Genomic DNA, 25,223 nt, shown 5'->3' with positions numbered 1-25,223 from the left:
GAAGCCTCACGCCGGAGCGGGCGCCGACTCCTCCTTCTTCTCTTCCTTGCCTTGTCCCGCCTTCGCTTTCGCCCGCGCCTCGGCCGCCAGGAGCTTGCGACGGGCGCGCTGGGCCCGCTTGAGTCTCTTGGTCATGGCGCGGAGCCGCGCCTTGTCCAGCTTGTCCTTGCCTTCGGCCAGCTTCTTCCGCGTCCGATCGATCCTCTCCTTCAAGGTCCCGGGCTTGGCCTTGGCCATCGCCGATCTCCTGTCGAATGAATAAGGGGTTTCGGGAGGGCGATTATACCATCGCCCGGACGAGGCCGCCGTCTACGAGAATCGAGGCGCCGGTGAGGTACCCGGCCCGGTCCGAGGCCAGGAACGTGATGAGATCGGCGACCTCCTCGCTGCGTCCCAGCCGGCCGGCGGGAATGCTCTTCTCCCACTCCCGGCGGACCTCGGCCTCGGAGATCTTCCTCGTCTCCGCCAGCGCCGCGGCCAGCTCGCCCAGCCGCTCCGTGTCGGTGTAGCCGGGGCAGACGCAGTTCACCGTGACGCCGAAGGGGGCCAGGTCGGCGGCCAGCGTCTTCGAGACCGCGGTCAGGGCCGATCGGTAGACGTTCGAGAGGATCAGGCTTTCCGCCGGCTGCTTCACCGTCAGGGAGGTGATCGAGACGATGCGCCCCCAGCGCCGCTTCTTCATCCCGGGCGCGAGGCGGCGGCAGAAGGAGACGGCCGACTGGAGGGTCAGCCGGTGGGCCCGGTCCCAGGCCTCGGCAGGCGTGTCCTCGAAGCTTCCGGCGGGCGGCCCCCCGGCGTTGTTGACGAGAATGTCGGCCTCGCCCAGCTTGGCGGAGGCCGCCTCCAGGAATCTTCCGATCGCCTCCTCGTCGGTGACGTCGGCCGGATGGACGAGCACCTCGGCCCCGGTCGTGGAGCGGATTTCCTCGGCCGCCTTCTCCAGCGCCGGCGCGTGGCGCGCGCACAGCGCCAGGCGGACCCCTTCGCGCGCGAGGCTCAGCGCGGTCGCCTTACCCATCCCGGCGCTCGCGCCGCAGACCACCGCCACCTTGCCTCGCAGACCCAGATCCATCGCGCTTCTCCTCTCCGCGGCGTGGCGCCGGAGCGTCAGGACCCCTTTTCCAGAATGGCCATCACCCGATCGTGCAGCCAGGCCCGGTAGCGCAGCCCTGCCGAGCCGGAGGCCAGCAGCGCCTGGCGAACCGTTCCGGCGAGCTCCGAGAGCGGCGACCAGCGCGCTTCACGAATCTCCTCGAGGTCGAGCGGGGCGATCTCCCCCGACACGAAGTCGGCGGCGAAGACGTGCGTCATCCAGTTGGTCTTGGCTCCCCGATGCTGGAACTCGACCCTCACCCGCAGGACGTAACGCGTGAGCCGGACCTCGAGACCGGTCTCCTCCATCATCTCCCGGGCGATGCCCTCCTCCATCGACTCCCCGGGCAGGACTCCTCCGCTGGGGGCGCGGAAGATCCCGGGAGGGTAGGGATGCTTGGCGATCGTCGCGAGCTGACCGTCCCGGATGACGAACAGGGTGACGTCGTGGACCCGGCCGTGGGACTGGCTGCGCCGCAGGATTTCCCACTCCCGCGGGCCCATCTCGAAAGCGAGGTTCTCTTCCTCGGGCTTCCCATAGAGGCCTTCGATGCGGCGAATCTCCGCGTCCGTGACGTGCATCCGCCATCCCCGCCCAGCTCAGGCGCGGCCGAGCCCCCACGCCCGCATCAGCTTCCGCTCCAGCGGAGCGAACACCAGCCGGTCCACCGCGACGCCGATCACCATGACGACCAGCATGATTCCGATGACCCTGGCCATGTCGTTCAACTCGCGTCCCATGGTGAGCAGGAAGCCGAGCCCCGGCCCGGCGAACAGCAGCTCACCCGCCAGGAGCGACCTCCAGGCGAACGACCATCCCAGCTTCGTGCCGGCCACGAAGGAGGGCAGCGCCGCGGGCAGGATGACCCCCGCCAGGAGCCGCGGCCCTTTCGCGCCGAGGTTCCTCGCCACCCTCAGGTACTGCGGCGGGATCGTGCGGATCCCCGCTTCGACGGTGACGGCGATCGACAGCACGCTCCCCATGAAGGCGACGAAGACGACCGACTTCTCCGACAGTCCGAACCAGAGAAGCGCCAGGGGGAACCAGCAGATGCTGGGCAGGCTCTGGAACCCCAGCACCAGCGTCCCCAGAGTATCGCGGAGGAGGCGCGACAAGGCGAGGAGAATTCCCAAAGGACCGCCGACCAGGATGGAAAGTCCGAATCCGATCCCGAGGCGCACCAGGCTCGAGCGGACGGCGATCGGGATGCTCCGATCGCGCATTCCATCGAGGAGCGACCCGGCCACCTCCGACGGCTTGGGAAGAAGATAGGGGGGCCATACCTCGAAATGGCAGATCAGCTGCCAGGCCCCCACCAGCAGAACGAGGAAGAGGATCAGCCTAATCAGCCGGCGCACGGCGTGCCTCCTCCTCCGCCACTTTCGCCACTTCCGCCCGGAGATCCTGCACGGCGGGCCGGATCGCCTCCATCAGCCCGGGGCTCTCGATCTGCCGCGGCCGCGGCAGGTCGATCTCCAGGACGCGGATCGTCCGGCCCGGTCGCGCCGAAAGGACCACGACGCGATCCCCGAGGCAGGCCGCTTCCCTCAGGTTATGGGTCACGAACAGGACCGTCTTCTGGGTCCTCATCCAGATCTCCTGCAGCTCGACGATGAGCAGGTCGCGCGTCTGGCTGTCGAGCGACGCGAACGGCTCGTCCATCAGCAGGATGTCGGGATCGGCGGCCAGGCTGCGCGCCAGAGCGGCCCGCTGCTTCATGCCGCCCGAGAGCTCGTGGACCCGCGCCTGCGCGAAGCGGGTGAGATGCATCAGCTTGAGGAAGCGGTGCGACGTCCGGTGGCGCCGGCCGGCGGGCGCTCCCTGGGCCCAGAGCCCGAACTCCACGTTCCGGCGGACGCTCAGCCAGGGAAACAGGGCCGGCTCCTGGAAGACGAGCACCCGATCGGGCGCCGGCCCCTCGACCATCTTGCCGTCGACCGTCACGCTGCCCGAGTCGGGCCGCTCGAGCCCCGCGGCGAGGCTGAGAAGCGTCGTCTTCCCGCAACCGCTCGGCCCCACGATGCAGACGAAACCGCACGCCGCCACCTCGAGCGACAGTCCGGAGAGGGCTTCCACGCGCCGTCCGCCGCCGCCGAACGACTTGGTGACGTTGTCGAACCGCAGGGACTTCAACCGGCCTCCTCGGGCCGAAGATTATATAAGGTTGGGCCGCGAAGCGGGCGGCAGCCCAAGGAGACACAATCTCCGGCGGCCGGCGCGGCGCCGGGGAGGCTGTGGTAGACTGATGCCCCTGTCACGCCCCCATGTGCGCCCATAGCTCAATTGGATAGAGCGTCGGACTACGAATCCGAAGGTCGCAAGTTCAAATCTTGCTGGGCGCACCATCTTCATGGCTCTTCCCCAAGACCGAGAGCGCGCGCTTGCGTCTCCCCTCCGCCCTCCCCCCGGCGATCTGGCAGTCGCGCGCGCGACTCGGGCGCCGTCGAGGCCCGCGCGTGGCGCCGGATGGCAAGGCGTGGCCAGCCTGCGATCTTGAGAGCAACAGACCGCGCTCGATCGAGAGCCCGCCGCTGGTCAACTCGCCGAATGATGGGAATCTCGGAAAAATGGACTAGTGTTGCGTTTCGGAAATCATGTTAACACCGAGGTCGCCGTGGCGCCCGGATCGCAAGGCGCGCAGAGCGTCGCGTACCCAAGGCGGTACGCAAGCGAGGCGCAACGCGGCGAGCCGGGATGGATCGGGGGCCGAATGTAACATGATTTTTGAGACGCGACACTAGTGGAGCTCGCGCGTGGCGATCGGCTTCGGGAGGGGGGTGACGGTGGGAAGGATGCCGCCGCCGACCGTGTAGATGTTCGCGTAGATCGCCAGATCGTAGGTGCCGTAGATGCCGTAGCCGGTGCTGTGGAACGACTTGACGTAGTAGGTCCCATCCTGCGGGGCGACGAAGCTGATGAGCGAGGACTTGATCCCCGGGGCTCGATCGTCGTTCGCGGCGATCTGCGTCACGCCGTCGGAGCGGTAGAGAATGAGTGAGGTGTTGGCGTCGCCGATCAGGTTCTGGGTCTCGATCGTATAAGTCGTTCCGGCGCGCCCCGAAAAGGCGTAATAATCGGCGTCGGTCGTGCCGGCCCCGTTCCCGACGTTCTTGAAGTAGGTCTTGCGCACCAGGAGTCCCGTCGTCGGAAAGTCTTTCGCCAGGGCGGGCGTCTCGTTCGGCTCGTCCGCGTCCTCGTAGAGCTGGACCACCTGGTTCGCGAAGACGTCCCGGATCTGGCTGGAATATCCCTCGTTCAAGGTGAACCAGCCGTCCCAGAAGTCCTCCAGCGTGCGGTTGGTGGCCGTGCGGATGTAGTTCTTCATGACGTCCCAGACGCACGACTCGGGCGCCGCCATCCCGTCGCTGGGGTCTTCCTCCCCGGGCGAGGCGTCGGGCGTGGCGGCGGAATCGATGAGATCCCAGAGGGCGGCGTAGACGACCACCTCGCTGGCGGAGCCGTCGCAGGCGTAGGGCGCCTCCGCCTCGACGTCGAAATAGAAGTCGAGATGGCCGGGTCCCGCCTGCCCCGTCATCTTGACGTAGAGCTGCGGATTGGGAAGGCCGAAGTGAAGCCGCACCGCCTGGCCGAAGAAGGTGGCCCAGCCCTCCTCCCACGCCAGCCGGAGATCCTGGTTGCAGTTGGTGAGATGATGGATGCCGCCCGGGCTGTCGGTCGCGGAGTAGACTTTCCGTGCATAATGCCCCGACTCGTGCTGGATCACCGTGTCGTTGTAAGCGGAAGGATCGCCCACCTGGATGATGCCGGTGCTCAAAAAGTTGGTCGCGGTGACCCCGCTGACCGGCTCCCACTCCAGGAGAAGGGCGTTGGCGGCGTCGGGGTAGCTGCCGTTGAGATCCCTGAGGAACATCAGGCTGTTGAGGGCGACGTCATAGATATTGAAGGGCTCCCCTCCGGCGCCGATCACGCCGGTCACCGTGCCCATGCTCAGGTTCGTCGTCGGGCCGTGGTTGGGAAAGTTGGGGCTCGTGACAGCGTAATTGTTCTGCTGCCCGTTGACGTTGGTCACGTCGAGGAAGAGCCCCGACACCGCCGACGAGTCGGTGAGGACCCGGAAGGCGATCGTCCGGATGCTCGAATCGACGACGGTGACCGCGAAATTGCCGCCGATGTCGGTGGAGGTGGTCGCCAGAATCGCCTGCCCGCCACTCTTGTTGGCGTCCCGGACCTCGACCGTCGCCAAGCGGATCGGACGGCTCGGCTCGACTCCGGTGAAGCCGGCGGCGTTGAACTCCCGGTCCTGGTATTTGAAAGTGCCCGAAGCGATCCAGTTGGCGAAAGCTGTCTCGCCGCAGGAGGCCCCGCAGGCTGCCAGCAACATGATGAACCGCAGGGCTCTGGAGGACACAATTCCTCACGGCCCCCGAGGGCGGGAGCGGGAAGCCTGGCTCCGGTTTCACGTTCAGCACCGACCGGGGCGCTGCCGAGGCCAAGTCACCGGCCGACTTCCATATACGATGCTTTGAGGACCTGTCAAGGGATTAAAAGCCGGTCAGGCGGCGCGGGAAAATGAATCTGGTCAAAAATTCCGAACTGGACGAAAATTATATCCACGAAGCTCTGCGCCTCGCCCGCCGCGCGGCGCGGAAGGGAGAGGTTCCGATCGGCGCTCTGCTCGTGGTCAAAGACCAAGTCCTGGCCCGTGCCGGGAACGCCACGGTGACGCGCCGAGACCCCACCGCCCACGCCGAGGTGCTCGTCTTGCGCCAGGCCGCCAAACGCCTGGGAAATCACCGCCTCGCCGGCTCGATCCTCTACGTCACGCTCGAGCCGTGCATCATGTGCCTGGGGGCGATGGTCCAGGCGAGGATCGGGCGGTGCGTCTTCGGAGCTTCGGACCCCCGGGTGGGGGCCGCCGGATTGTTGAGCCACCCGGCGCTGCGCCGGGGGCTGAATCACCGGCTGTCGATCGACGGCCCCGTCCTGCCCGAATCCTGCGCCGCCGTCCTCCAATCCTTCTTCCGCGAGCGCCGCCGGAAAGGCCGGCCGGCCGCGACGCCGTCTTGACTGGATCGCCCGGCCCTCGTACATTTCAGCGGCCGCACCGCGCGGAGTGGCGCCGCTCTTCCGCGGCTCGCCACGCCTGCGAGAGGGAGCGATCCTTGCCAGTCTTCAGCCTGCCGGCCCGGCCGGCGCGCCGCGCCTTGTTGCCTCTGATGGCGCTTCTCCTGGCCCCTCTCTTCCCGCCGGCCGCCGCAGCCCGCCCCTCCGGGCGGGACGAGGCGGCGGAGCAGCTCGACCGGCTGCGCGTCCGGGCGCGCTCGACACGCCTGCGGCTCGGCGAGGGCAAGCCGACCGAGCCGCGGCAGCCGCGCCGCGGCGGCGGCGGACCCCGGAGCCTCTCGCCGGAGATCCAGGTGAGCGGCGGCGTCAGCGGCACGCAGAGCGAGACTAGCATCGCGGTGTTCGGAGACAACGTCGTGGTGGGATACAACCAGGTGAACGGCAACCGTCGCAGCGGCGTGTCGTTTTCCACGAACGGTGGCCTGACCTTCACCGATACCGGGGGGCTTCCCACGGGCGGGGGAACGAACACGCTTCTCGGAGATCCTTCGGTGACCGCCTGCGGGGACGGCAAGTTCTATTACTCCAGCATCCTCCTCCCAGGTAATGGGTCCTCGCAGCTCGCCGTCAACGTCGGAACCTTCGCGGGAGCCAGCCTTACCTGGACGAACCCGAAGCTGGTGCTCTCCTCCACCGCCGATTTCCTGGACAAGGAATGGCTGACCTGCGACCGGCTGACCAACACGCTCTACATGAGCTATACGCGATTCGTCAATGGCAACGTGGGCGACACGACCGAAATTCGCATCGAGTTCCTCAAGTCGACGGACGGCGGGAATACCTGGTCGCCTCCGTTAGTCCTGGAAAGTAGCACGACCGAGTCGATCCAGATCGCCTACGTCACGACCGGCCCCAACAGCGAAGTCTACGTGATGTGGGAGCGGGGCATCGACGACATCGCCGCCGCCAATACGAAGCTCGAACTCCGCCGCTCGTTCAATCTGGGCCTCTCCTTCGATCCGAAAGTCGTCATCCGCACGATGGTCCCCTCTTTCTTCCCGGCCAGCGTGGGATACAACCGCGAGGACACCCTGGAAATCGGCACGATCGACGTGGATCGATCGACCGGCCCGCGCCGCGGTGCCCTCTACGCCGTCTGGGTGGAGCGGGAGGCCGGCGGCGGCACGGCGCGCGACGTCTTCGTCGCCAGCTCCACGAACCAGGGAGCGAGCTGGTCGGCGCCGGTCAAGGTGAACGACGACCCCGCCGGCAACGACCAGGTGATGCCCTGGCTCTCGGTGAACGCCGCCGGCACCGTGGAGGTCGCCTGGTACGATTACCGGAACTGGCGGGGGATGCATACGGTGGATCTCTACGCGGCGCGCTCCGCCGACGGCGGCGCCTCATTCTCTCCGAACTTCCGGGTGACGACCCGCCCGACCTCCTGGTTCGTCGTCCTGACGCTGACCCCCAACTTCGGCGACTACATCGGTTGCGCGAGCGAAGGAACGGAATTCTATCCGGCCTGGGCGGACGGCCGGAACAATGACATCGACGTGTTCGCGGCGCACATCCCGACCGGCACCTGCGGCAACGCCGTCCCCGACCCCTTCGAGGAGTGCGACGACGGCAACGTCCTGGACGGCGACTCCTGCTCGGGCGCCTGCGCCGTGACGCTGTGCGGCAACGGAACCGTGGAGGGGGACGAGGAGTGCGACGACGCCAGCGTCGCCAGCGGCGACGGCTGTTCCCAGGTCTGCCGCCTGGAGATCTGCGGCGACGGGATCATCCAGCGCACCAACAAGGAGGAATGCGACGATGGCAACGTCGCGGCGGGCGACGGCTGCTCAGCCTCCTGCCAGATCGAGCTGGACAAGATAGTCTGGATCGCCGACGAGCGCTCCCGGCTCCTGCTCGAGAGCATCGTGACCGGCATCCCGATGCACATTGGCGATCCCGGGTTCCACGAGCTGGGCGACCTCGCCTTCGACGCGAGCGGCAAGCTCTTCGGGTCCACCGGCTTCAATGAGGCCATCAGCATCGGCTACGACGGCTTCCTGGTCGACCTGGCGGCCCAGGGTCTGCCCCAGCGGGGATCCGTGATCGGCGACACCGGCTGGCTGGCCATGAACGCCATCGACTTCCATCCCTCCTCCGGGACCCTCTACGGCATCGCGGTCGACGACGTCGGAGTCAGCCGGCTGGTCACGCTCAACCCGACGACCGGAGCCACGCTCTCGGTGATCGGCTCTCTCGGCTTGAGCAACGCGCGCGCGATGGCTTTCGATTCCGCCGGGGTCCTCTACGTGGCGGGAAGACCTCTTGCGAGCGGCAACGGCAATCTCTATACGGTCAATCTGGCGACCGCGGCTAGGACTCTCGTCGGCACGATCGGCGCCTACCAGCTTGCGGGGATGGACTTCGCGCCCGACGGGACGTTGTGGGGCGTGACGCTGCGAGAGAACCTTGCGTCCGATGGGTCGCTCGTGACCGTCAACAAGGCCACGGGTGCCGGAACGATCGCCTCGAGCTTCGGGCGTCTCAACCAGCAGGGGATCCGATTCGCCCCCGCGATCGCCGTGGATCACGACCTGGACGGGATCCACGACGCGGCCGACTGCGCCCCGCTGAGCGCGGCCAATCCCCCGCCGGGACTCGTCTCGGGACTGCTCTTCACCGGCGCCTCGTCGTTCACCTGGACCGCGGCGCCCAACGCCAGGCTGCACAATACCTATCGAGGGACGATTCCCGCGCCGCTCGGCACGCGCCTCCCGGGCAGCGTTTACGATCACGTCTGCTTCGAGAGCGGCGACGCGCAGCACAACGGCGATCTCACCGCCTCCGATCCGGCGGCACCGCCGCTCGGATCCGCCTTCTATTACGTGTCCGGTGGCGAAGGGTGCGGCGACGGGCCGCTGGATGCCGACGCGGCCCATCCGATCCCCAATCCCTCCCCCTGCCCGACGCCTCCCTGAATGCGCCGTTTCTTCACCCCCGAGGATGAAGCATGAAGCCCGCGGGCCGCCGCCTGCTGCAGCTGTGCCTTCTTCTCTCGGGAGCCGCCGCGCTCATCCTGGAGATCGCCTGGTCGAGGAACCTCTCGCTGATCCTCGGCAACTCCCACCAGGCCGTGGCGACGGTGGTGGCTTCCATGATGACCGGGCTCTGCCTCGGGAGCGTCGCGGCCTCCCGGGCTCTGCCGCGCCTGCGGCATCTGCCGCGCGCCTATGGGACGGTGGAAATGGCCGTGGGCGCCTACGCGGCGCTGACGCCGCTCCTCTTCAAGCTGGTCCCTGTCCTCCTCGCCCCCCTCTACTCCCTGCCCGGACCTTTCTTCCTGGGGGCCCGATTCCTGCTCGTCTTCCTGCTGCTGCTTCCGGCGAGCGCCGGGATGGGCAGCACCCTGCCGCTGGCGACCGCCGCCTTGTCGCGGCAGGGCGGCAAGGAGTCGCCCGGAGAGGAGGCTGATTCGATCGGTGGAAGGCTGTATGGCCTCAACACGCTCGGGGCTTTCCTCGGAACGCTGGCCGGCGGGTTCCTTTTGCTTCCGGCGGTGGGGCTGTTCAAGTCGACGCTCGCCGGGGCGGGCCTCGGCCTGGGCGTCGGGACGCTGGTCTGGCTGCTTTCCGACTCGCTGCTCGATCAGCCGGCGCCGGGCGGCATCGCGAGCCGGAAGCCAAGCGTGCCGGCCGATCGCCGATTCGCCTGGGTGCTGCCCCTCTACGCCGCCTCCGGGTTCGTGGCGATGGTCTACGAGATCACCTGGACGCGCGTCCTGGCGCCGATCGCCGGGACCTCCGTCTATTCATTCACCCTGATCCTGGCCGCGATCCTCGCGGGAATCGGTCTTGGCAGCCTCCTCCTCTCCTCGGGGCGGACGACAGCCGGAAGCGATCCCGCCCGGGGATTCGCCGTCGGGCAGATCCTGTTGGCGGCCGCTTCCTTCGCCTCCCTCTGGGGGCTCAAGGCCCTGCCCGATCTCATGCTCTTCGCCGCTTCACGCAACGCCTCCCGCCCCGGGGGGTTCTTCTTCTGGCAATTCCTGCTCTTCGGCTTCATCGTCCTGACTCCCGGGATGATCCTGGGGGCGCTTTTTCCGTTCGCGGCCCGGCTCATGGCCCGGGTCGAGCCGAGTGCCGGCGCCGGCGTCGGCCGCGTCTACGCCTGGAACACCGCCGGTTCGATCCTCGGGTCCCTGGCGGCGGGCTTCGTCCTGGTCGAGATGCTGGGCAGCGAGACGACGCTCGCCTTCGCCTCGGGGGCGAGCGCCGCGCTGGGCCTCCTGACTCTGGCCGGGTGCAGCGGACGAAAGTTCCGCCTCGCCACGGGCTCGGCGGGGGCGCTGCTGCTCGTCGTCGTCCCGTTGGCGATTCCCCGCTGGGATCTCTACCGGATGACCTCCGGAGTCACGCAAATCCTGCGAACTCTCCGACAGAAGAGCCCGTCGATCCCGCTGGCCGATCTGATCGCCGGTTCGAAGGCTCCCGATGCCCGCGTCGTTTTTCATCGCGAGGGGAAGACTTCCACCGTGACGGTAATCCGGGAATGGAGCCTCACCTGGCTTCGAGTGGACGGGAAGACCGACGCCAGCAGCACCGGCGAAGACATGCTGACCCAGGTGCTGCTGGGGCAGCTCCCCTTCTTCTTCGCGGCGCAACCCTCCGACGCGTGCGTCATCGGATTCGGCTCGGGCGTCACCTCCCACGCGGTGCTGACTCATCCCATCCGACGGCTCGACAACGTCGAGATCGAGCGCCAGGTCGTGGAGGCTTCCCGCTTCTTCCGGGAAGTCAATTTCGATCCCCTCGCCGATCCGCGGAGCCGGCTGATCGTCGACGACGCGCGCACCGCCCTCGCCTACCGCCCGGCGACCTACGACGTGATCGTCTCCGAGCCCTCGAATCCCTGGATGGCCGGAGTGAACAACCTTTTCACCCGCGAGTTCTACCAGCTGGTCCGCCGCCGCCTGAAGCCGGGAGGCGTCTTCTGCCAATGGGTCCAGTCGTACGAGCTGTCCAGCGCGTCGCTGCGCTCCATTCTCGACACCCTGGCCTCGGTTTTTCCCCAGACCCACTTGTTCTCCTCCCACCTTGGCGGGGACATGGTGCTGCTGGCGTCGGATCGTCCGCTGGCCCTGGTGCCCGGGGCTGCGGAGCTCTTCCCCGATCGCCCCCGCGTGGCGGAGGATTTCGCGCGCATCGGCGTGAGCCAGATCTCCGATCTGGCGATCCTGTATACCGCGCCGATCCCCGCGCCGCTGCCCGGGGCGGCGCTGAACACCGACGACGCGTCGCCGATCCAGTACCGCGCGCCGCTCGAGTTGTTGCGCGGCGTCGAGCCCGACAAGGCGCTGGTCCAGACCTCCAGCGCCGATCTCGAGCGCCTCTTCTTTCCGAACCTCGACGAGAGGGCCGCGCTGTTCGAGCTGGGAAAGGCCGCCAGCCGGCGCGGCGCCCTGGCCACGCTCGAGGTGATCGCCTCGTTGCTGGATCAGGCCGGCGAGGCAGGGAGGGCGGGCGAGATGCAGGCTCTCGCCGTGGCGCTGCGCCGGAAGCTCGATGCCGCGAATCAGATCAACAACCTCCTGCTCCTGGCCGACGAGCGGGGAGAAGCCAAGGACGCCGTGGCGGCGCTGGCGGCGCTGCAGCAGGCGGAGACGTTGGGAATCTCCGGCGCCGAGCAGCATTCCCGCGCCGGATTCGCCTTCCTCAACCTGGGTCGGTACGCCGAAGCCGAGAGGCACTTCGATCAGGCGGTGGCGACCCCCGTCTCGCGCTTCTACTATCAATCGCTGGCCGCCCGCGGGGCGACGCGCTTCCGTCTCGGCCGCCGGGCCGAGGGCACCGCCGATATCCTGGCGGCCAAGACGCTCGACCCCGGCGAGGCGCTCGCCTATCTCTTGTTCGGCCTCGCCCTCTTCGACGCTGGCGAGCGGGACGCGGCCTTCCGGGAGCTTCGCCAAGGGGCGAGCATCGCGCCGCAGGACGAGCGCGTACGGTCCACGCTCGAGTACCTTTCGTCGCTTCCGCCGCCGCCGGGCCCGAAGGGGCCGGGGCCCTCCCCGAAGTAGCCGAATCTCCCCTGCTTTTCCGGCATCGAAAGCACGCCATCTTTCCAAGGGAGACGACGATGATGAACCTGCTGCGATCGGCCGACCGCGGGCGCACCCGGCTCGGGTGGCTCGACAGCTTCCACACTTTTTCCTTCGGCGGGTATCACGACCCGCAGCGCCTGGGCTTCCGGGATCTCCGGGTGATCAACGAAGACCGGGTCTTGCCGGGTGAGGGATTCGGCAATCATCCCCACCGCGACATGGAGATCATCTCCTACGTTCTGGAGGGCGCCCTCTCCCATCGCGACAGCCTCGGAACCGGCTCGGTGATCCGGGCGGGAGAGTTCCAGGTCATGAGCGCCGGGACCGGCATCACCCACAGCGAGTTCAACGCCTCGACGATCGCGCCGGTGCACTTCCTGCAGATCTGGATCGTCCCCGAGCGCCGGGGGCTGACGCCGCGGTACGACCAGCGCGCCTTCCCCGAAAACGCACGGCGCGGCCGGCTGGCCCCCGTGGCCACTCCGGACGGCCGGGACGGATCCATGAGGATCTTCCAAGACGCGTCGCTCTACGCCGGCTCGTTCGCCGCCGGGGATAGACTGTCTCATCCCCTCGCGCCCGGACGCCACGCCTGGCTGCAGGTGGTGCGCGGCAGCGTTCTGCTGAACGGCAGCCCGCTCGACCAAGGCGACGGCGCATCGACGAGCGACGCGACCCGCCTGACCCTGGAGGGACGGGAGGACTCCGAGGTCCTGCTCTTCGACTTGCGCTGACCGGCGGGCGAGGCTGCGGGGCTGCTAAGACGACTCGCGGCGCGACGGGGCCTGCCTTACCGCGGAGCCCGCTCCGGGGGAGGCTGGGTCGCGAACGCGAGATCGAGCAGCGCCTTCTGCTCCAGGGTATGGGCCTTGAGCGACCCGGTCGCCGGGCTGGCGCTTTCGGCGCGATGAACGACCGTGACCGGGCGATCTCCGGCGAGGCGCTGGAGGTACGGGCGGATGAAGCGCAGGGCGCCCATGTTTCCGGGCTCCTCCTGGACCCAGACGATCCGCCGGGCTTCGGGACGGCGAGCCAGCTCCTCCAAGAGTTCCGCCTGCGGGAACGGGTAAATCTGCTCCAGTCGCAACAGGGCCACACGCTCTGCGCGGCGCGCGCGCTCGGCAAGGAGGTCGTGGGCGATCCGCCCTGTGCAGATCAGGACGCGCTCGGCGCCGGCCGACTCCGGGTCGCCGAGCACCGGCCGGAACGCGCCGGCGGCGAGCTCCTCGAGCGCCGAGGCGGCGGCCGGGGCGCGCAGCAGGCTTTTCGGCGTGAGGACCACCAGCGGCTTGCGCCACCGGCGAAGGCATTGGCGCCGCAGGACGTGAAAGTACTGCGCCGCGGTCGTCGGCTGGACGACCTGAAGGTTGTCCTCCGCGGCGAGAGCCAGGAAGCGCTCCAGGCGCGCGCTGGAATGCTCGGCCCCCTGCCCCTCGTAGCCGTGCGGCAGCAGGAGAACGAGCCCGGAGAGCAGGCCCCACTTGTCCTCCCCCGCCGCCACGAACTGATCGAGGATCACCTGCGCGCCGTTGGCGAAATCGCCGAACTGCGCCTCCCAGCAGACCAGCGCCTCGGGAGTGTCGCGGCTGTAGCCGTATTCGAATCCCAGCACCGAGGCCTCCGACAGCGGCGAGTCGATGATCTCGAACCGTCCCTGGCCCGGACGCAGCCGCGCCAGAGGAACGTGTTCCGTGCCGTCGCGCGTGTCGAACAGCACGGCGTGGCGCTGGTTGAAAGTTCCGCGGCGGCTGTCCTGTCCGGAGAGCCGCACCGGGATCCCCTCCTCGAGGAGCGCGCCGAAGGCCAGAGCCTCGGCCATGCCCCAGTCGACCCGGCGCTTCCCGCGGCTCATCGCGAGCCTCTCCTGGAGCCCTTTCTGCACCTTCGGATGGACGCTGAACCCGTCGGGCGCCGAGGCGATCTTGCGGCCGATCTCCGCCAGGCGCTGGGCGCTTACCGCCGTCTCCACCTCGAAGCCCCGCTCGTAGCGCCCCCCGGCGAACGGACTCCAATAATCGGGCAGCTGGCGGAAGGTCGAGCGCGTGGTCATCGCCCGCCCCTCCTGCAGCGCGCGCTCGAGCTCGGCGCGAATCTCTTCCTCGAGGCCGGCGCGCTCGGGCGGGGCGACCTCGAGGCGATCGGCGTAGGCCTGCCAGAGCATCGGCAGGGTGGCGATCTTCTCGTAGAGCTGCGGCTGGGTCGTGGTCGGGTCGTCCACTTCGCTGTGACCGTAGCGCCGGTAGCAGATCAGGTCGACGACCACGTCGGTGTGGAACGCGGCGCGGTATTCCAGCGCCATCGCCCCGGCCCGCGCCGCCGCCTCCGGATCCTGGCCGTTGACGTGGAAGATCGGCACGTCCAGCCGCCGCGCGGCGTCCGACGCGAACCGGCCGGTATGCAGCAGCGGGCGCGGGGTCGTGAAGCCGATCAGGTTGTCGATCACGACGTGGATCGTCCCTCCCACCGAAAAACCGGGAAGCTCGGAGAGGTTGAGGGTCTCCGAAGCGATTCCCTGGCCGGCCAAGGCGGCATCGCCGTGCAGGCTCACCGGCAGGACGCGGCGGGTCCCCTCCTCGCCGAGGCGCGCCTGGCGGGCCCGTGCCCGGCCCATCATCACCGGGCCGACCGCCTCGAGGTGGCTGGGATTCGAGACCAGGTGGAGCTGCAGAGAATCGCCCGACGCCGCCCGGAACTCGCCGGTCGCCCCGAGGTGGTAGCGCACGTCGCCCCCGCCCAGCACGCTGCGGGGATCGACGTCCTCGAAATCGGCGAACACCAGGGCGGCGGCGATCCCCACGATCTGGACCATCACCGCCAGCCGCCCCCGGTGGCTCATCGAGAGAAGGACGATCCCGGCGCCCTGCGCCGCGGCCCCCTCCAGGACGGCGTCGAGCAGCGGAACCAGGCCGGCGGCTCCCTCGAGCGAATAGCGCTTCGTGCCCACGAAGCGCTGGTGCATGAAGCGCTCGAAGAGCTCCGTCGCCGCCAGCCGACGGAGGATGCGGCGGCGGTCCGGCGCGGGGACCTCCGACTCCATCCGGCCGGCGATCCAGCGGCAGCGCTCCGCCTCGGGAAGGTGCATGAACTCCGCCCCGATCGCCCCGCAATAGATCGACCTGAGCCGCGCCGCCTCGGGACCGGACGCGGCTCGCAGATCGGCATGGACGAACGGCGGCAGGCGCCCCAGCGGGTCGAGATCGGCCTGCAGGTAACCCCATCGCCGGAAGGCATTGAGGAGTCGGGAGGGTGGCATGGCTCAAACCGTCACGATCGTTCGTCCCGTCTCGCGCCTCCGGATTCCCGCTATCCCAGGCAGGTGGACCCGCGGCGGGTTTCAGCCGCCGGGTCCAAACTGCCCCGAATTCGGCCGCCGCCCGCGAGGTTAAGGTCACTTCCGGGACGTGACACTCGGAATCGTGAGCAGTCTAGCGCTTTCCTTCTTACTATCTACATCATCGCGGCCGGAGGCGCCGGCTCGTCGGGGCTCCCGGCGTTGCGCAGCGGAATCCCGATCATCGTCCAGCCCATCACCGCGAGGACGCCCAGCCCCACGAGGTAGGAAGGATTCTCGAAGAAGCCGGGGAGCGGCTTTTTCATGAAGAAGGCGTATCCCGCGGTCACCAACCCGACGAGCGCCTCGCCGGCGATCAGGCCGGAAGCGATCAGGATGCCGACGTTCTCCACCCGGATTCGCTGGGCGGAATTGTAGCCCCGCCTTGTCGCCAGGCTGTCAGTGATCCACCGGATCACGCCGCCCACGAAGATCGCGAAGGTCGTGTCCAGCGGCAGGTACATCCCCACCGCCACCAGCATCGGGCTGCGAACCTGGAGCATGATCATCACGATTCCCATCAGGATGCCGACGACCACCAGCGGCCAGGCCATTTGTCCCTGGACGATCCCCTGCGCCAGCGACGCCATCAGCCCCGCCTGGGGGGCGGGCAGCGCCGGATCGCCGAACCCTATCCCGCCGGCGCTGATGTTGCCGTAATGCAGGATCATCACCGGGAAGAACATCACCAGGCTGGCGCACGCCACCGCGATCAGCTCGACGATCTGGATCGTGCGCGGCGTCCCGCCGAGGATGTAGCCGACCTTGAAGTCCTGGAGCAGCTCGCCCGCCACCGCGGAAGAGACGCAGACCACGGCCGCCACGCCGAGCACGGCGACCACGCCGCTCGCGCCGGCGACGCCCATCGACGTCATCAGCAGGGCGGCGATGATCAGCGTCGAGAGCGTGAGGCCGGAGATCGGGTTGTTGGTCGAGCCGATCATCCCCACCAGGTACCCCGAGACGGTGGCGAAGAAGAAGGCGGCGACGATCATCACGATGGCGGCGACGATCCCCCCTCCGACCAATCCCGAGAGATAGATGTACAGTCCCACCATCAGGATGAAGGTCACCCCGATGAGCGAGAAGACCGTCTTCGAGCTCATGTAACGCTCCGTCCGGGCCACCGCGGCGGGCTCCTGCGCCCCGCCGCGCAGCTCCCCGAAGGCGCGGGCCAGTCCGCCGAACAGGTTCTTGCGCATTCGATACATCGTGTTGGCCGCCCCGACCAGCATCCCGCCCACCGCGATCGGCCGGACGATGTAGCGCCAGACGGCCGTCGCCGGTCCGTCCCAGGCCTCCATCTCCGCCCCGGGCGGCAGGAAAGTCTGGATCTGGGGTCCGAGGAAGTAGAGCAGCAGCGGAATCAGGAGTCCCCAGGCGAGGACGCCGCCCGAGAAGTTGAGCGCCGCCAGAGTCGGTCCGATGATGTAGCCGACGCCGACGTAAGCGGGGCTGATGCTCGGCGCCGAAAACTTGGTCACCCCCCCGGTGGCCAGGACGTCCTTGGAGGCGGCGGGGCCGAGCCGCAGCGTGCTCGTCCCGAGCCTGCCGATCTTCAGGAAGACCTCCTTCCCCGCCGCGAACAGCCGAACGGCGCCGAGGAAGAAGATCAAAGCGCCGAATCCCATGTTGTAGAAGAGGTACTTCGCGGCCTGCCCGCCACGCTGCCCGGCCTTATGGATCTCGCCGGCGGCGACCGACTCCGGGAACGGCAGGTCCGGATCCTCCACCATCACGCGGCGCACCAGCGACACGAACAGGACGCCGAGGATTCCTCCGACCAGCATGAGGGCGGTCGACTTCCAGTAAGCGTCCTTGGCGCTGAAGGAGGGCCAGACGCCGGCGAGGACGAAGGCCGGCAGCGTGAAGATCGCCCCCGCCGCCACCGACTCGCCGATCGACCCCGCGGTCCGCGCGATGTTCTCCTCCAGGATCGACCCGCGCCCGAGCCGCCCGAGGATCGCCATGCTCATGACCGCCGCGGGGTAAGTCGCGGCGATCGTGATCCCGGCGCGCAGCCCAAGATAGGCGTTGGCGGCCCCCAGGATGAGCGTCATAGCGATCCCGAGGAGCACCGCCCTCAGCGTGAACTCGGGCATCTCCATCGACGTGGGAACGAACGGCTGGTATCGGCGGCCGCTGGCTGGCTGAGAGCTCTCTGGCTTCGCCATGGAGTCGGGTCCCTCCGAGACGCGTGGAATGAGACGGATAGGTCCGGCGAACTCTACCGCAGCGCCGCGAATACTGTCAACGGAATCACCGCGCGCCGTCGCGGCGATCCGCGATCTCCGGCGACTCTCCTGGGCGTTCGGTGCGGTGCAGATCAATCCGCGCCTGAGTGCCGGGCGCTTGGAGCACGGTAAGCAGCAGGCGTTCCAGCTTCCAACTCTTGACAGGATCGGTCGCCGAGGAGTAGGTTCGGACCAGCTCAATCCCCCCATGCAAAGAGGAACCCGGCCCCGGGCGTCCGGCTGTCAGTGGAGGTTCTAATGCAGCTCGAGAGGCACTCCCTTCTCTTCCCTCTCATCCGCTGGCTCATCGGTTGGCTGACGGCGCTCTTGCTTACGCTCCCGGCCCTCGAGGGCAGCGGCGCAGCGTCTCTCAATCCACCGAAAGAAGAAGCGAGCCGTCGCGTCCTTTCCTTCGATGCGCGGGTTGCCGCCCAGAAGGCGATCGAGGAAGTCTTTTGGCGCCACCGGATCTGGCCCAAGGAGAACCCGGGCCCGAAGCCGGCTCTCGAAGAGGTCCTGCCCGACTCGGTGATTCGTGAGAGAGTCACCGAATACCTGAAGAAATCGAACGCCCTCGAGAAGCTCTGGGGCCGCCCGCTGATCGCCACGCAGCTGCACTCCGAGATGGGGCGGATGGCCAAGAACAGCCGGCAGCCGGAAGTGCTGCGCGAAGTTTTCGCGGCCCTGCGCAATGACCCGTTCCTCATCGCCGAATGTCTCGCGCGTCCGATCCTGGCGGACCGGCTGTTCAGGAACTGGTACTCCTTCGATGACCGCGTGCATGGTCCCCTGCGCGCAGAAGCCCAGCAGGCTCTGGCCCGGCATCGTGCTCTGAGCGCGGAGCCGCCGGACGGCGCCGGGTATCATGAGGTCACCTGGCGGTCGCGCCCCACGGGCCGGGATCCTGGAGACTTCACCGCCAAAGGCAAGGAGATCTCGTTGGATCCCGAGGAATACGAGACCCAGGTCCAGAGCACGTGGCTCGAGATGGGCCTCGATCCGGCACCGGCCGCTCAGCAGCGGCCAGCCAATCTCGCCGAACTGCCGCAGGGACGATTCGGCCCTCTTCAAGAGGACGAGAACTCCTTTTTTGCGAAGGCGGTGATCGCGCAGGACGCCGATTCGATGCGGGTGGGGGCTCTCAGCTGGAGGAAGACGCCCTTCGAAACCTGGTGGAGCCAGGAGCGTCGCAGTCTCGATGCGGATCTCTCGCCCGAGGAAGAAGACGTTCAAACCGTGGCGGTGGATTCCCCGACCTGTGCGGACGATACCTGGACGCCGATCGCCTTTGGGCCGAATGCCCGATTCCTGCACGCTGCGGTTTGGACCGGCAGTGAGATGCTGATATGGGGGGGGGAAGACGTCAATTCAGCGCTGCTGAACTCCGGCCTCCGTTACAACCCTGCGACCGACACTTGGACGCCGATGAATCCCCTCAATGCGCCCACGGCGCGCATAGATCACACGGCGATCTGGACGGGCACGCGGATGATTGTCTGGGGAGGCGCCGGCCCCGGCGCGAGCTTCCTGAACACCGGGGGAAGATACGATCCGTCGACCGACACCTGGACCGCCACGAATAGCACAGCGGGCATCGCCCCGACCGTCCGAATGGACCACACCGCCGTCTGGACCGGCTCCGAGATGATCGTCTGGGGAGGATATGGTGGGGCCAGGCTGAATGATGGGGGGAGGTACGATCCCTCGAGCGACACTTGGATCGGCATTTTCGCCGGTACGGGACCGCCCGGACGGAGGCGTTCCCATTCGGCTGTCTGGACGGGCTCCGAGATGATCGTTTGGGGAGGGATCGACATCACCGAGCTCAACACGGGCGGTCGTTACGTCCCGAGCACCAACACCTGGAGCACCACGAGCACGGGGGTCAACCTGCCCTCGGCACGATTCAATCACACGGCTGTGTGGACGGGGACCCAGATGATCATTTTCGGGGGAACCGCCCAAGCGGGGGACCCGATCGGCGGCGCCCGCTATAACCCGGGCTCCGACACCTGGAGCACCCTGAACACACCCCTGTATTCTGACGTGAGCCACGCCGCCGTCTGGACCGGTTCCAGGATGATCGTCTGGGGCGGCTATTCGAGCTCCCCTCCCAACCCAGGCCCCACGAATCTCGGATTCCGGTACGACCCTTCCAGCGACACCTACGTCACGACGAACCTGACGGGCGCGCCCGCCTCGCGGGATAAGCACACCGGGGTCTGGACCGGCACCGAGATGATCGTCTGGGGCGGCAGCGGCACCACCGTATTCGATTCAGGCGGCCGGTACGACCCGGCCAGCGACAGCTGGGTTCCGACGAGCCGGGCTCCTTCTCCCACGCCTCGGTTCAATCATTCCGCAATCTGGACAGGGTCCGAGATGATCGTGTGGGGAGGAGCAGCTACCGGTGGCAACTACGTCAGCACCGGCGGGCGCTACGTGCCGGCGACCGACGCGTGGAGCGCCACGAACAGCGCGCCAGGCGCCGTCCCGGAAGGCCGGACCTTTCAGACTGAGGTGTGGACTGGCACCGAGATGATCGTCTGGGGCGGCATGGACACCTTCGGAACGAGACTGAGCTCGGGAGGGCGCTACAACCCGACCAGCGACTCGTGGTTCCCCACGGGAGCCGGGACGAACCTTCCCGTGGCTCGCGTCGGCCACTCCGCCATCTGGACCGGGACGGAGATGATCGTCTGGGGAGGGACCAATTCTTCTCCATCGCCCGTGAATTCCGGAGGCCGCTACAGTCCCGCCTCGGACGGATGGGTTCCGACCGGCGTCGGGGCAAACCTTCCTAGCGCCCGTTCCGGCCACACCGCGACCTGGACCGGAAACAGGATGTTCGTCTGGGGCGGGAGCGGAAGCGGAACGCCGGAGACGACCGGCGGGCGGTACGATCCGGGCTCCGATTCATGGGCCGCCGTCAGCACGTCCGGCGCTCCCTCCAGCCCCGATGGACACACGGCGGTCTGGACCGGCTCCGAAGTGATCGTCTGGGGGAGCTCGGGGCCCGCGAGCAACACGGGGGGCCGCTACAATCCCTCCTCGAACACTTGGAATCCTACAGGTACGGGAACTGGGGTACCGGCCGGTCGACTGTCTCACACCGCGGTATGGGGGAACGGCGAGATGATTGTCTGGGGAGGGTACTCCAGCCCCAATGCGTTGAACACCGGCGGGCGTTACAATCCGTCGAACGACACTTGGACGCCCACCGGGACGGGATCGAACCTACCGTACCCTCGATACGATTCTAGGGCCGTCTGGGCGGGCACCGAAATGCTCGTCTGGGGAGGCTTCAATCAGGGTCCTCTCGGGACGGGGGGGCGTTACTGCCGGCAATGCGGGACTTACTATATCTACTACCTTGATCGGGATCTGGATCACTTCGGAGACCCGCAGACGGCGCAGACCACCTGCGAGTCGATCCCACTCCCGGGGTTCGTCTCCGTGGGCGGCGATTGCCTCGACACGGATCCACAAGTTTGGGGGGTTCCGTCGGAGGTCTCAGGCTTGGCCGTTCTCACTGGAAACCCGACGACCGTCACGTGGACCTCCCAGAGCACGCCCGCGGGATCCGAGACCATTTATGATCTGGTGGGGGGCACGTTCACGAGTCCTCCCGGCTCGACGGGTCTGTCCGCCGCGTCGTGTCTCCAGCCCTCCGGCCCAAACAGCTTCCCCGACTCGCGAGCCGCTCCTGCCGCGAGCACCACCTACTGGTACCTCGCCCGGGCTCGCAACTCCTGTGGGATCGGCACCTACGGCGCCGGCCGGGATGCAGCGATCCCCCCGTGTCCCTGAGCCTCCTGCATCGGCATCCGTCCGCGAGGAGAGACTTAGTGCGTCTGCGCGGCCAGAGCGCCGGTTACGGCCTGCACGATCCGAGCTGCGTTGAAGGGTTTGTCGATGTGAGCCAGGAAGCCTGCATCTCGGGTCCGCTCATGGTCTGCTTGGCTGGCGAGCGCGGTCAGGGCCACGACGGGCAAGTAGACTAGACGCGAGCTCCGGTGAAGCTTCCGGATGAACTCGAATCCGTCCATGTCGGGCATGCGCAAATCGCACAGCACGATGTCGAAATAACTGCTGGCCGCCAGAGCCAGGCCTTTCTGGCCGTTGGGGGCGCTCCGGACGGCGGCTCCGAGACCCTTCAAGACCAGTTCCGTCGCCTCCCGCACGTCCTCGGCATCCTCGACCAGGAGGATACTGAGGTTGTCCAAGCGTGCCGAAGAGGAGACCTCCGTGTCGTGCATGATGGCGCTCGCCGTCTCCGTCCCCACCGCGAGGGGCAGTACCAGCCGCACGCTCGTGCCCAGTCCCATTCCGGGGCTCGAAACGGCGACCTTCCCTTGATGAGCCTCGACCAGCCGCCGGACGATGGCGAGTCCGGCGCCGAGCCCCGAGTATTGCCGCCGCGTGCCTTCTTCCTGTTGGCGAAACAGATCGAAAACGAACGGCAGGAACTCGGCGGCGATTCCCTTGCCCGTGTCGGTGATCGTCACGACCGCCTGGTCCGCTTCCCGGGCGAGGAGCACGTGGATGCTGCCGGTCGGAGGAGTGAATTTCAGAGCGTTGGAGAGAACGTTCGTGAGGATCTGCTGGAGCCTGCCCGCGTCGGCGCGGACGAGCACGGGTTTCTCCCCTCCGGAGAACTCCAGCCGAATCCTCTTTTGTTCCGCAGCCTGCGCGATCGCGGCCACGGCGGAGCCCAGAGCTCCTCGGATATCGAGCGGCTGGAGGTCCAACGGTGTCTTGCCTCGCATGACTTGGTTCACGTCCAGGAGGTCCTCGACGAGGCGGGCCTGAAGCAGGGCGTTGCGCTCGATCACGTCCGCCGCCCGAAGCGGATCCCCTCCGGCCTTCAGGATGTGGGCCCAGGCGATGATCGGGGTGAGCGGCGAGCGCAATTCATGGGAGAGCACGGCCAGGAAGTCGTCTTTCGCGACCGCCGTCTTCTCGCTGAGCCTCATCGTTTCTTCATCGAGACTGATGCGATGGTCCTCTCGCAGAAGCGCGTCTCCGAGGATTCGCAAGAGCTCTCCGACCAGCACCAAGCGGCGCTCCGGCACCGGCCGTTCCCGGCGTGAAACCTCCCAGGCCCGCGCAAAAGCCACTCCGGATTCCCGAGCCAATTCCTGGATCGCGAACTGGTTCAGGAAATCCACGAGCACGTACCCGCCGACGATGGAGGCACGGGGTTTCTCCCCGCGCTTCAGACAGACTCCGACGACGCCTAATCCTTGGGCGGTTCGGAGGGCGATGGGCGAGCGATCGACGTCCTGTTCCAGACAGCGCCGCGCGCATTCCTCGAAGATGCCGGGCTCGTATCCCTTCAGCAACTGAAACAGGGGATTAGGGCCGATGGGACCGAAGGCGAGCTTCCCGCCCGCATCGTAGAGCTGGACGGTCAATCCGGTGACGGCGGCGAATTTTTCCAGCGCCGGGAGCCACACTCCGGATGCGAGGGGTTGCTCATCCGGTGCGGACGACACGGACTCACCTCGCTTTTTCGGCATCGTCACGCCGGGGGCGGCGCTCCGGATTGCGGGACAGAAGGCTGTAATACGAAGAGAAGGCGCTTGGAGGAACGTGCATCTCACGCGGCAGCACAGACAGTCCCCGCCGGTCCACGATTTCGCACTCGTGGGTCGTGCGGACGACGGGATTCGCCCGCATCTTGGCCACCGTCAGGCCGAGGCGGAACGTATCCCCCAGCTCCACCCAGTTCATCAGGATGATGTTGTCCACCAGCGAGCTCATCGCGAAATCTCCCATCATGGACGACATCCCGAGCATTTCGGGGTTTTCATGGTTGTAGACCGCGGCGATCTGATGCTCTTTCATCAGGGCGACGACGGCGTGAAAGAAGTCGCGAAAGATCCGGCCGCTGGTGCCCAGCGCGGAGCCATAGGTCGAGAGGCTGTCGATCAGGACGCGCGTCGGCTTGAACTGCTCGACGTACTGCTCGATCTGGTGAAAGTGGTGATCGATCTCTATTTCTTGAGGCGGCTCGTAGACGACCCGGACGATGCCTTTCTTGATGGCAGGCTCGAGATCGATCCCGATGCTCTTGGCGTTTCGGAGAACCTGCGCATACTGCTCGTCGAGCGTCACCATCAGGCTGTTTTCGCCGCGGCGCGCCCCCTCCCCGATGTACTGCAATCCCATGACGCTCTTACCGACGCCCGAGATGCCCGCGACCACCGTGGTGCTGCCGAGCATGAATCCGCCGTTGACCACCGGATCGAGGCCCGGAGTCCCGGTCGTGACTCGCTTCGTGGGATCGAAGGTCCCTTCGCTCTCGCGGCTCGGCGCCCGGGGCGCTTGCACCCGGCGATAGACCTGCAGCCCCTGCCCGTCCACGATGCGGAAGCTGTGAAGTCCCATCTGGAACGGCTGGCCGCGCGACTTCACGATCTCGATGGACCGGAACACGGCGCGGTATGTCTCCTCGGTCCGCAGGCGGATGACGGTATCCGCGATGGACTCCTCCTCCAGCCCCGGAGGAAACCCCCCGTTGAGGATCGAGGCCTCCACGGCCATCACGGCGGTCAAGCCCTCGCGCTGCAAGCCTTCGACGAGCACGTGGAACAGATCGCGTGAATCCTGCCGGTCGTCTCTCAGGCGCGCCACTCCGTCGATGAACATGCGCGTCGCGCCGATGGAGGCGGCCTGCTCGAGGAGAAGGCTGTCCGCCTGCTGCATTTCCTGCCGGAAGACGTCGCGCGTCGTGAACACGATCTTCAATCGCCCGCGCCGCTCGAGCTCCTGCAGGTCCCACCCCAGGCGGGCCGCGTCGCGCGTGAGCTTGTCCGGAGAAATCTCGAACAGAACGATAATCCCGGGCTCGTCGAACTCGCTGGCGCCGCGATAGATCATCTCGACGCCAAGCGTCGTCTTGCCGGTTCCGATGGCGCCTTCGAGCAGGATGATGTTGCCGCGTGGAATGCCGCCTCCCAGGATGGCATCCAATCCGGTGATTCCGGTCCGAATCAGGCCGGGTCCCTTCATCGCAACTCCTGGAGTCGGAGGCTCACCGGACGCTCCCGAGGGAGCCGCGCGCTTCTGGAAGGGCGCGCGCCGGGGCCGCCGGTTTCTTGAGCGCTCGAATCACCCGCTGGCGGCCGTGGGAAGTCGAAGCGATTTTCAGCAGGCTGAGGAGCGATTTCCCGTGCGGGTCCGGCATCGCCAGGACGTACAATCGCGCCGCATGGGCTGGTGTCGGAGAACGCTCCAGGAACCCGCCCTCGATGAGCGCCTCCAGGGAGGCCGCCACCTCTTTGGCGCTGTACCCAAGAAACCGCGCGATGCTTTTGCTGGTGAGGAGCGCCCGAGGGTGCCGAAGCAGGAAAGTCAGCAGGTCCAGATCGCATGGACGGCGCACCACCCTGGCCTGTCCGAGTAGCTGCTGGATTCGCGACACCACGAGTACTCCCAGGG

Annotated in this window: 16 protein-coding genes and 1 tRNA gene; 6 read left to right on the top strand and 11 right to left on the bottom strand. The window is 67.4% G+C overall.

Translation table 11 applies throughout. The features are described from left to right. Positions 1-6 precede the first annotated feature (6 nt). From VGR67_15555 to VGR67_15535, 5 genes are read right to left on the bottom strand one after another with little or no spacing between them, the layout of a single operon-like run. Positions 7-237: a hypothetical protein gene (locus VGR67_15555; GenBank protein HEV8337827.1), complete on the bottom strand. Its 231-nt coding sequence runs from the start codon at positions 235-237 to the stop codon at positions 7-9. Between the two features lie 43 nt (positions 238-280). Next, positions 281-1,072 carry an SDR family oxidoreductase gene (locus VGR67_15550; GenBank protein HEV8337826.1) on the bottom strand — a complete coding sequence of 264 codons (792 nt, stop codon included), beginning with the start codon at positions 1,070-1,072 and terminating at the stop codon, positions 281-283. Positions 1,073-1,107: 35 nt separating this feature from the next. Then, a complete protein-coding gene (locus tag VGR67_15545) occupies positions 1,108-1,674 on the bottom strand; it encodes an NUDIX hydrolase (protein HEV8337825.1) in 567 nt (188 codons plus the stop codon). Positions 1,675-1,692: 18 nt separating this feature from the next. Beyond that, positions 1,693-2,451, bottom strand: coding sequence for an ABC transporter permease (locus VGR67_15540; protein HEV8337824.1), 759 nt, complete (start codon positions 2,449-2,451; stop codon positions 1,693-1,695). Further along, complete coding sequence (locus VGR67_15535; protein HEV8337823.1) at positions 2,435-3,226, bottom strand: ABC transporter ATP-binding protein; 792 nt, start codon at positions 3,224-3,226, stop codon at positions 2,435-2,437. The genes VGR67_15540 and VGR67_15535 overlap by 17 nt, the downstream gene beginning before the upstream one ends. Positions 3,227-3,361: 135 nt before the next feature. Here VGR67_15535 and VGR67_15530 point away from each other — a divergent pair. Then, positions 3,362-3,438 (top strand) — tRNA-Arg (locus tag VGR67_15530). A 392-nt stretch (positions 3,439-3,830) separates the two neighbouring features. Here the strand turns inward: VGR67_15530 and VGR67_15525 are convergent. Further along, on the bottom strand, positions 3,831-5,462 hold the full coding sequence (locus tag VGR67_15525) for a PPC domain-containing protein (GenBank protein ID HEV8337822.1): 1,632 nt from the start codon (positions 5,460-5,462) through the stop codon (positions 3,831-3,833). Positions 5,463-5,623: 161 nt separating this feature from the next. Here VGR67_15525 and tadA point away from each other — a divergent pair, with 161 nt between their 5' ends. The 4 genes from tadA (at position 5,624) to VGR67_15505 (ending at position 12,946) form a co-directional block, all read left to right on the top strand. Continuing rightward, the gene (tadA, locus tag VGR67_15520) at positions 5,624-6,121 is read left to right on the top strand and encodes a tRNA adenosine(34) deaminase TadA (GenBank protein ID HEV8337821.1); all 498 of its coding nucleotides are present in this window, start codon (positions 5,624-5,626) and stop codon (positions 6,119-6,121) included. Positions 6,122-6,216: 95 nt separating this feature from the next. Further along, positions 6,217-9,093 carry a DUF4215 domain-containing protein gene (locus VGR67_15515; protein HEV8337820.1) on the top strand — a complete coding sequence of 959 codons (2,877 nt, stop codon included), beginning with the start codon at positions 6,217-6,219 and terminating at the stop codon, positions 9,091-9,093. A gap of 32 nt (positions 9,094-9,125) precedes the next feature. Then, the gene (locus VGR67_15510) at positions 9,126-12,188 is read left to right on the top strand and encodes a fused MFS/spermidine synthase (protein HEV8337819.1); all 3,063 of its coding nucleotides are present in this window, start codon (positions 9,126-9,128) and stop codon (positions 12,186-12,188) included. 59 nt (positions 12,189-12,247) lie between these two features. Then, the gene (locus VGR67_15505; GenBank protein ID HEV8337818.1) at positions 12,248-12,946 is read left to right on the top strand and encodes a pirin family protein; all 699 of its coding nucleotides are present in this window, start codon (positions 12,248-12,250) and stop codon (positions 12,944-12,946) included. 56 nt (positions 12,947-13,002) lie between these two features. On the opposite strand, the gene VGR67_15500 is transcribed toward VGR67_15505, so the two are convergent. Both VGR67_15500 and VGR67_15495 read right to left on the bottom strand, forming a co-directional pair. Continuing rightward, on the bottom strand, positions 13,003-15,465 hold the full coding sequence (locus VGR67_15500; protein HEV8337817.1) for a 2-oxoglutarate dehydrogenase E1 component: 2,463 nt from the start codon (positions 15,463-15,465) through the stop codon (positions 13,003-13,005). A 194-nt stretch (positions 15,466-15,659) separates the two neighbouring features. Next, positions 15,660-17,717: an oligopeptide transporter, OPT family gene (locus tag VGR67_15495; GenBank protein ID HEV8337816.1), complete on the bottom strand. Its 2,058-nt coding sequence runs from the start codon at positions 17,715-17,717 to the stop codon at positions 15,660-15,662. 318 nt (positions 17,718-18,035) lie between these two features. On the opposite strand from VGR67_15495, the gene VGR67_15490 reads away from it, so the two are divergent. Beyond that, a complete protein-coding gene (locus VGR67_15490) occupies positions 18,036-21,587 on the top strand; it encodes a hypothetical protein (GenBank protein ID HEV8337815.1) in 3,552 nt (1,183 codons plus the stop codon). Between the two features lie 35 nt (positions 21,588-21,622). On the opposite strand, the gene VGR67_15485 is transcribed toward VGR67_15490, so the two are convergent. The 3 genes from VGR67_15485 to VGR67_15475 are packed head-to-tail and all read right to left on the bottom strand — an operon-like array spanning position 21,623 to position 25,206. After that, complete coding sequence (locus VGR67_15485; protein HEV8337814.1) at positions 21,623-23,275, bottom strand: ATP-binding protein; 1,653 nt, start codon at positions 23,273-23,275, stop codon at positions 21,623-21,625. 4 nt (positions 23,276-23,279) lie between these two features. Continuing rightward, positions 23,280-24,794, bottom strand: a complete 1,515-nt coding sequence (locus VGR67_15480) for an ATPase domain-containing protein (GenBank protein ID HEV8337813.1) — start codon at positions 24,792-24,794, stop codon at positions 23,280-23,282. A 22-nt stretch (positions 24,795-24,816) separates the two neighbouring features. Beyond that, entirely contained in the window at positions 24,817-25,206 is a 390-nt protein-coding gene (locus VGR67_15475; protein HEV8337812.1) for a MarR family transcriptional regulator, read from the bottom strand. Positions 25,207-25,223: the final 17 nt, after the last annotated feature.

The sequence above is a fragment of the Candidatus Polarisedimenticolia bacterium genome (assembly GCA_036004685.1).
Lineage (GTDB): Bacteria > Acidobacteriota > Polarisedimenticolia > Gp22-AA2 > AA152 > DASYRE01.
Note: the sequence above shows the minus strand (reverse complement) of the source record. Positions and strands in the feature narration are given on the sequence as shown.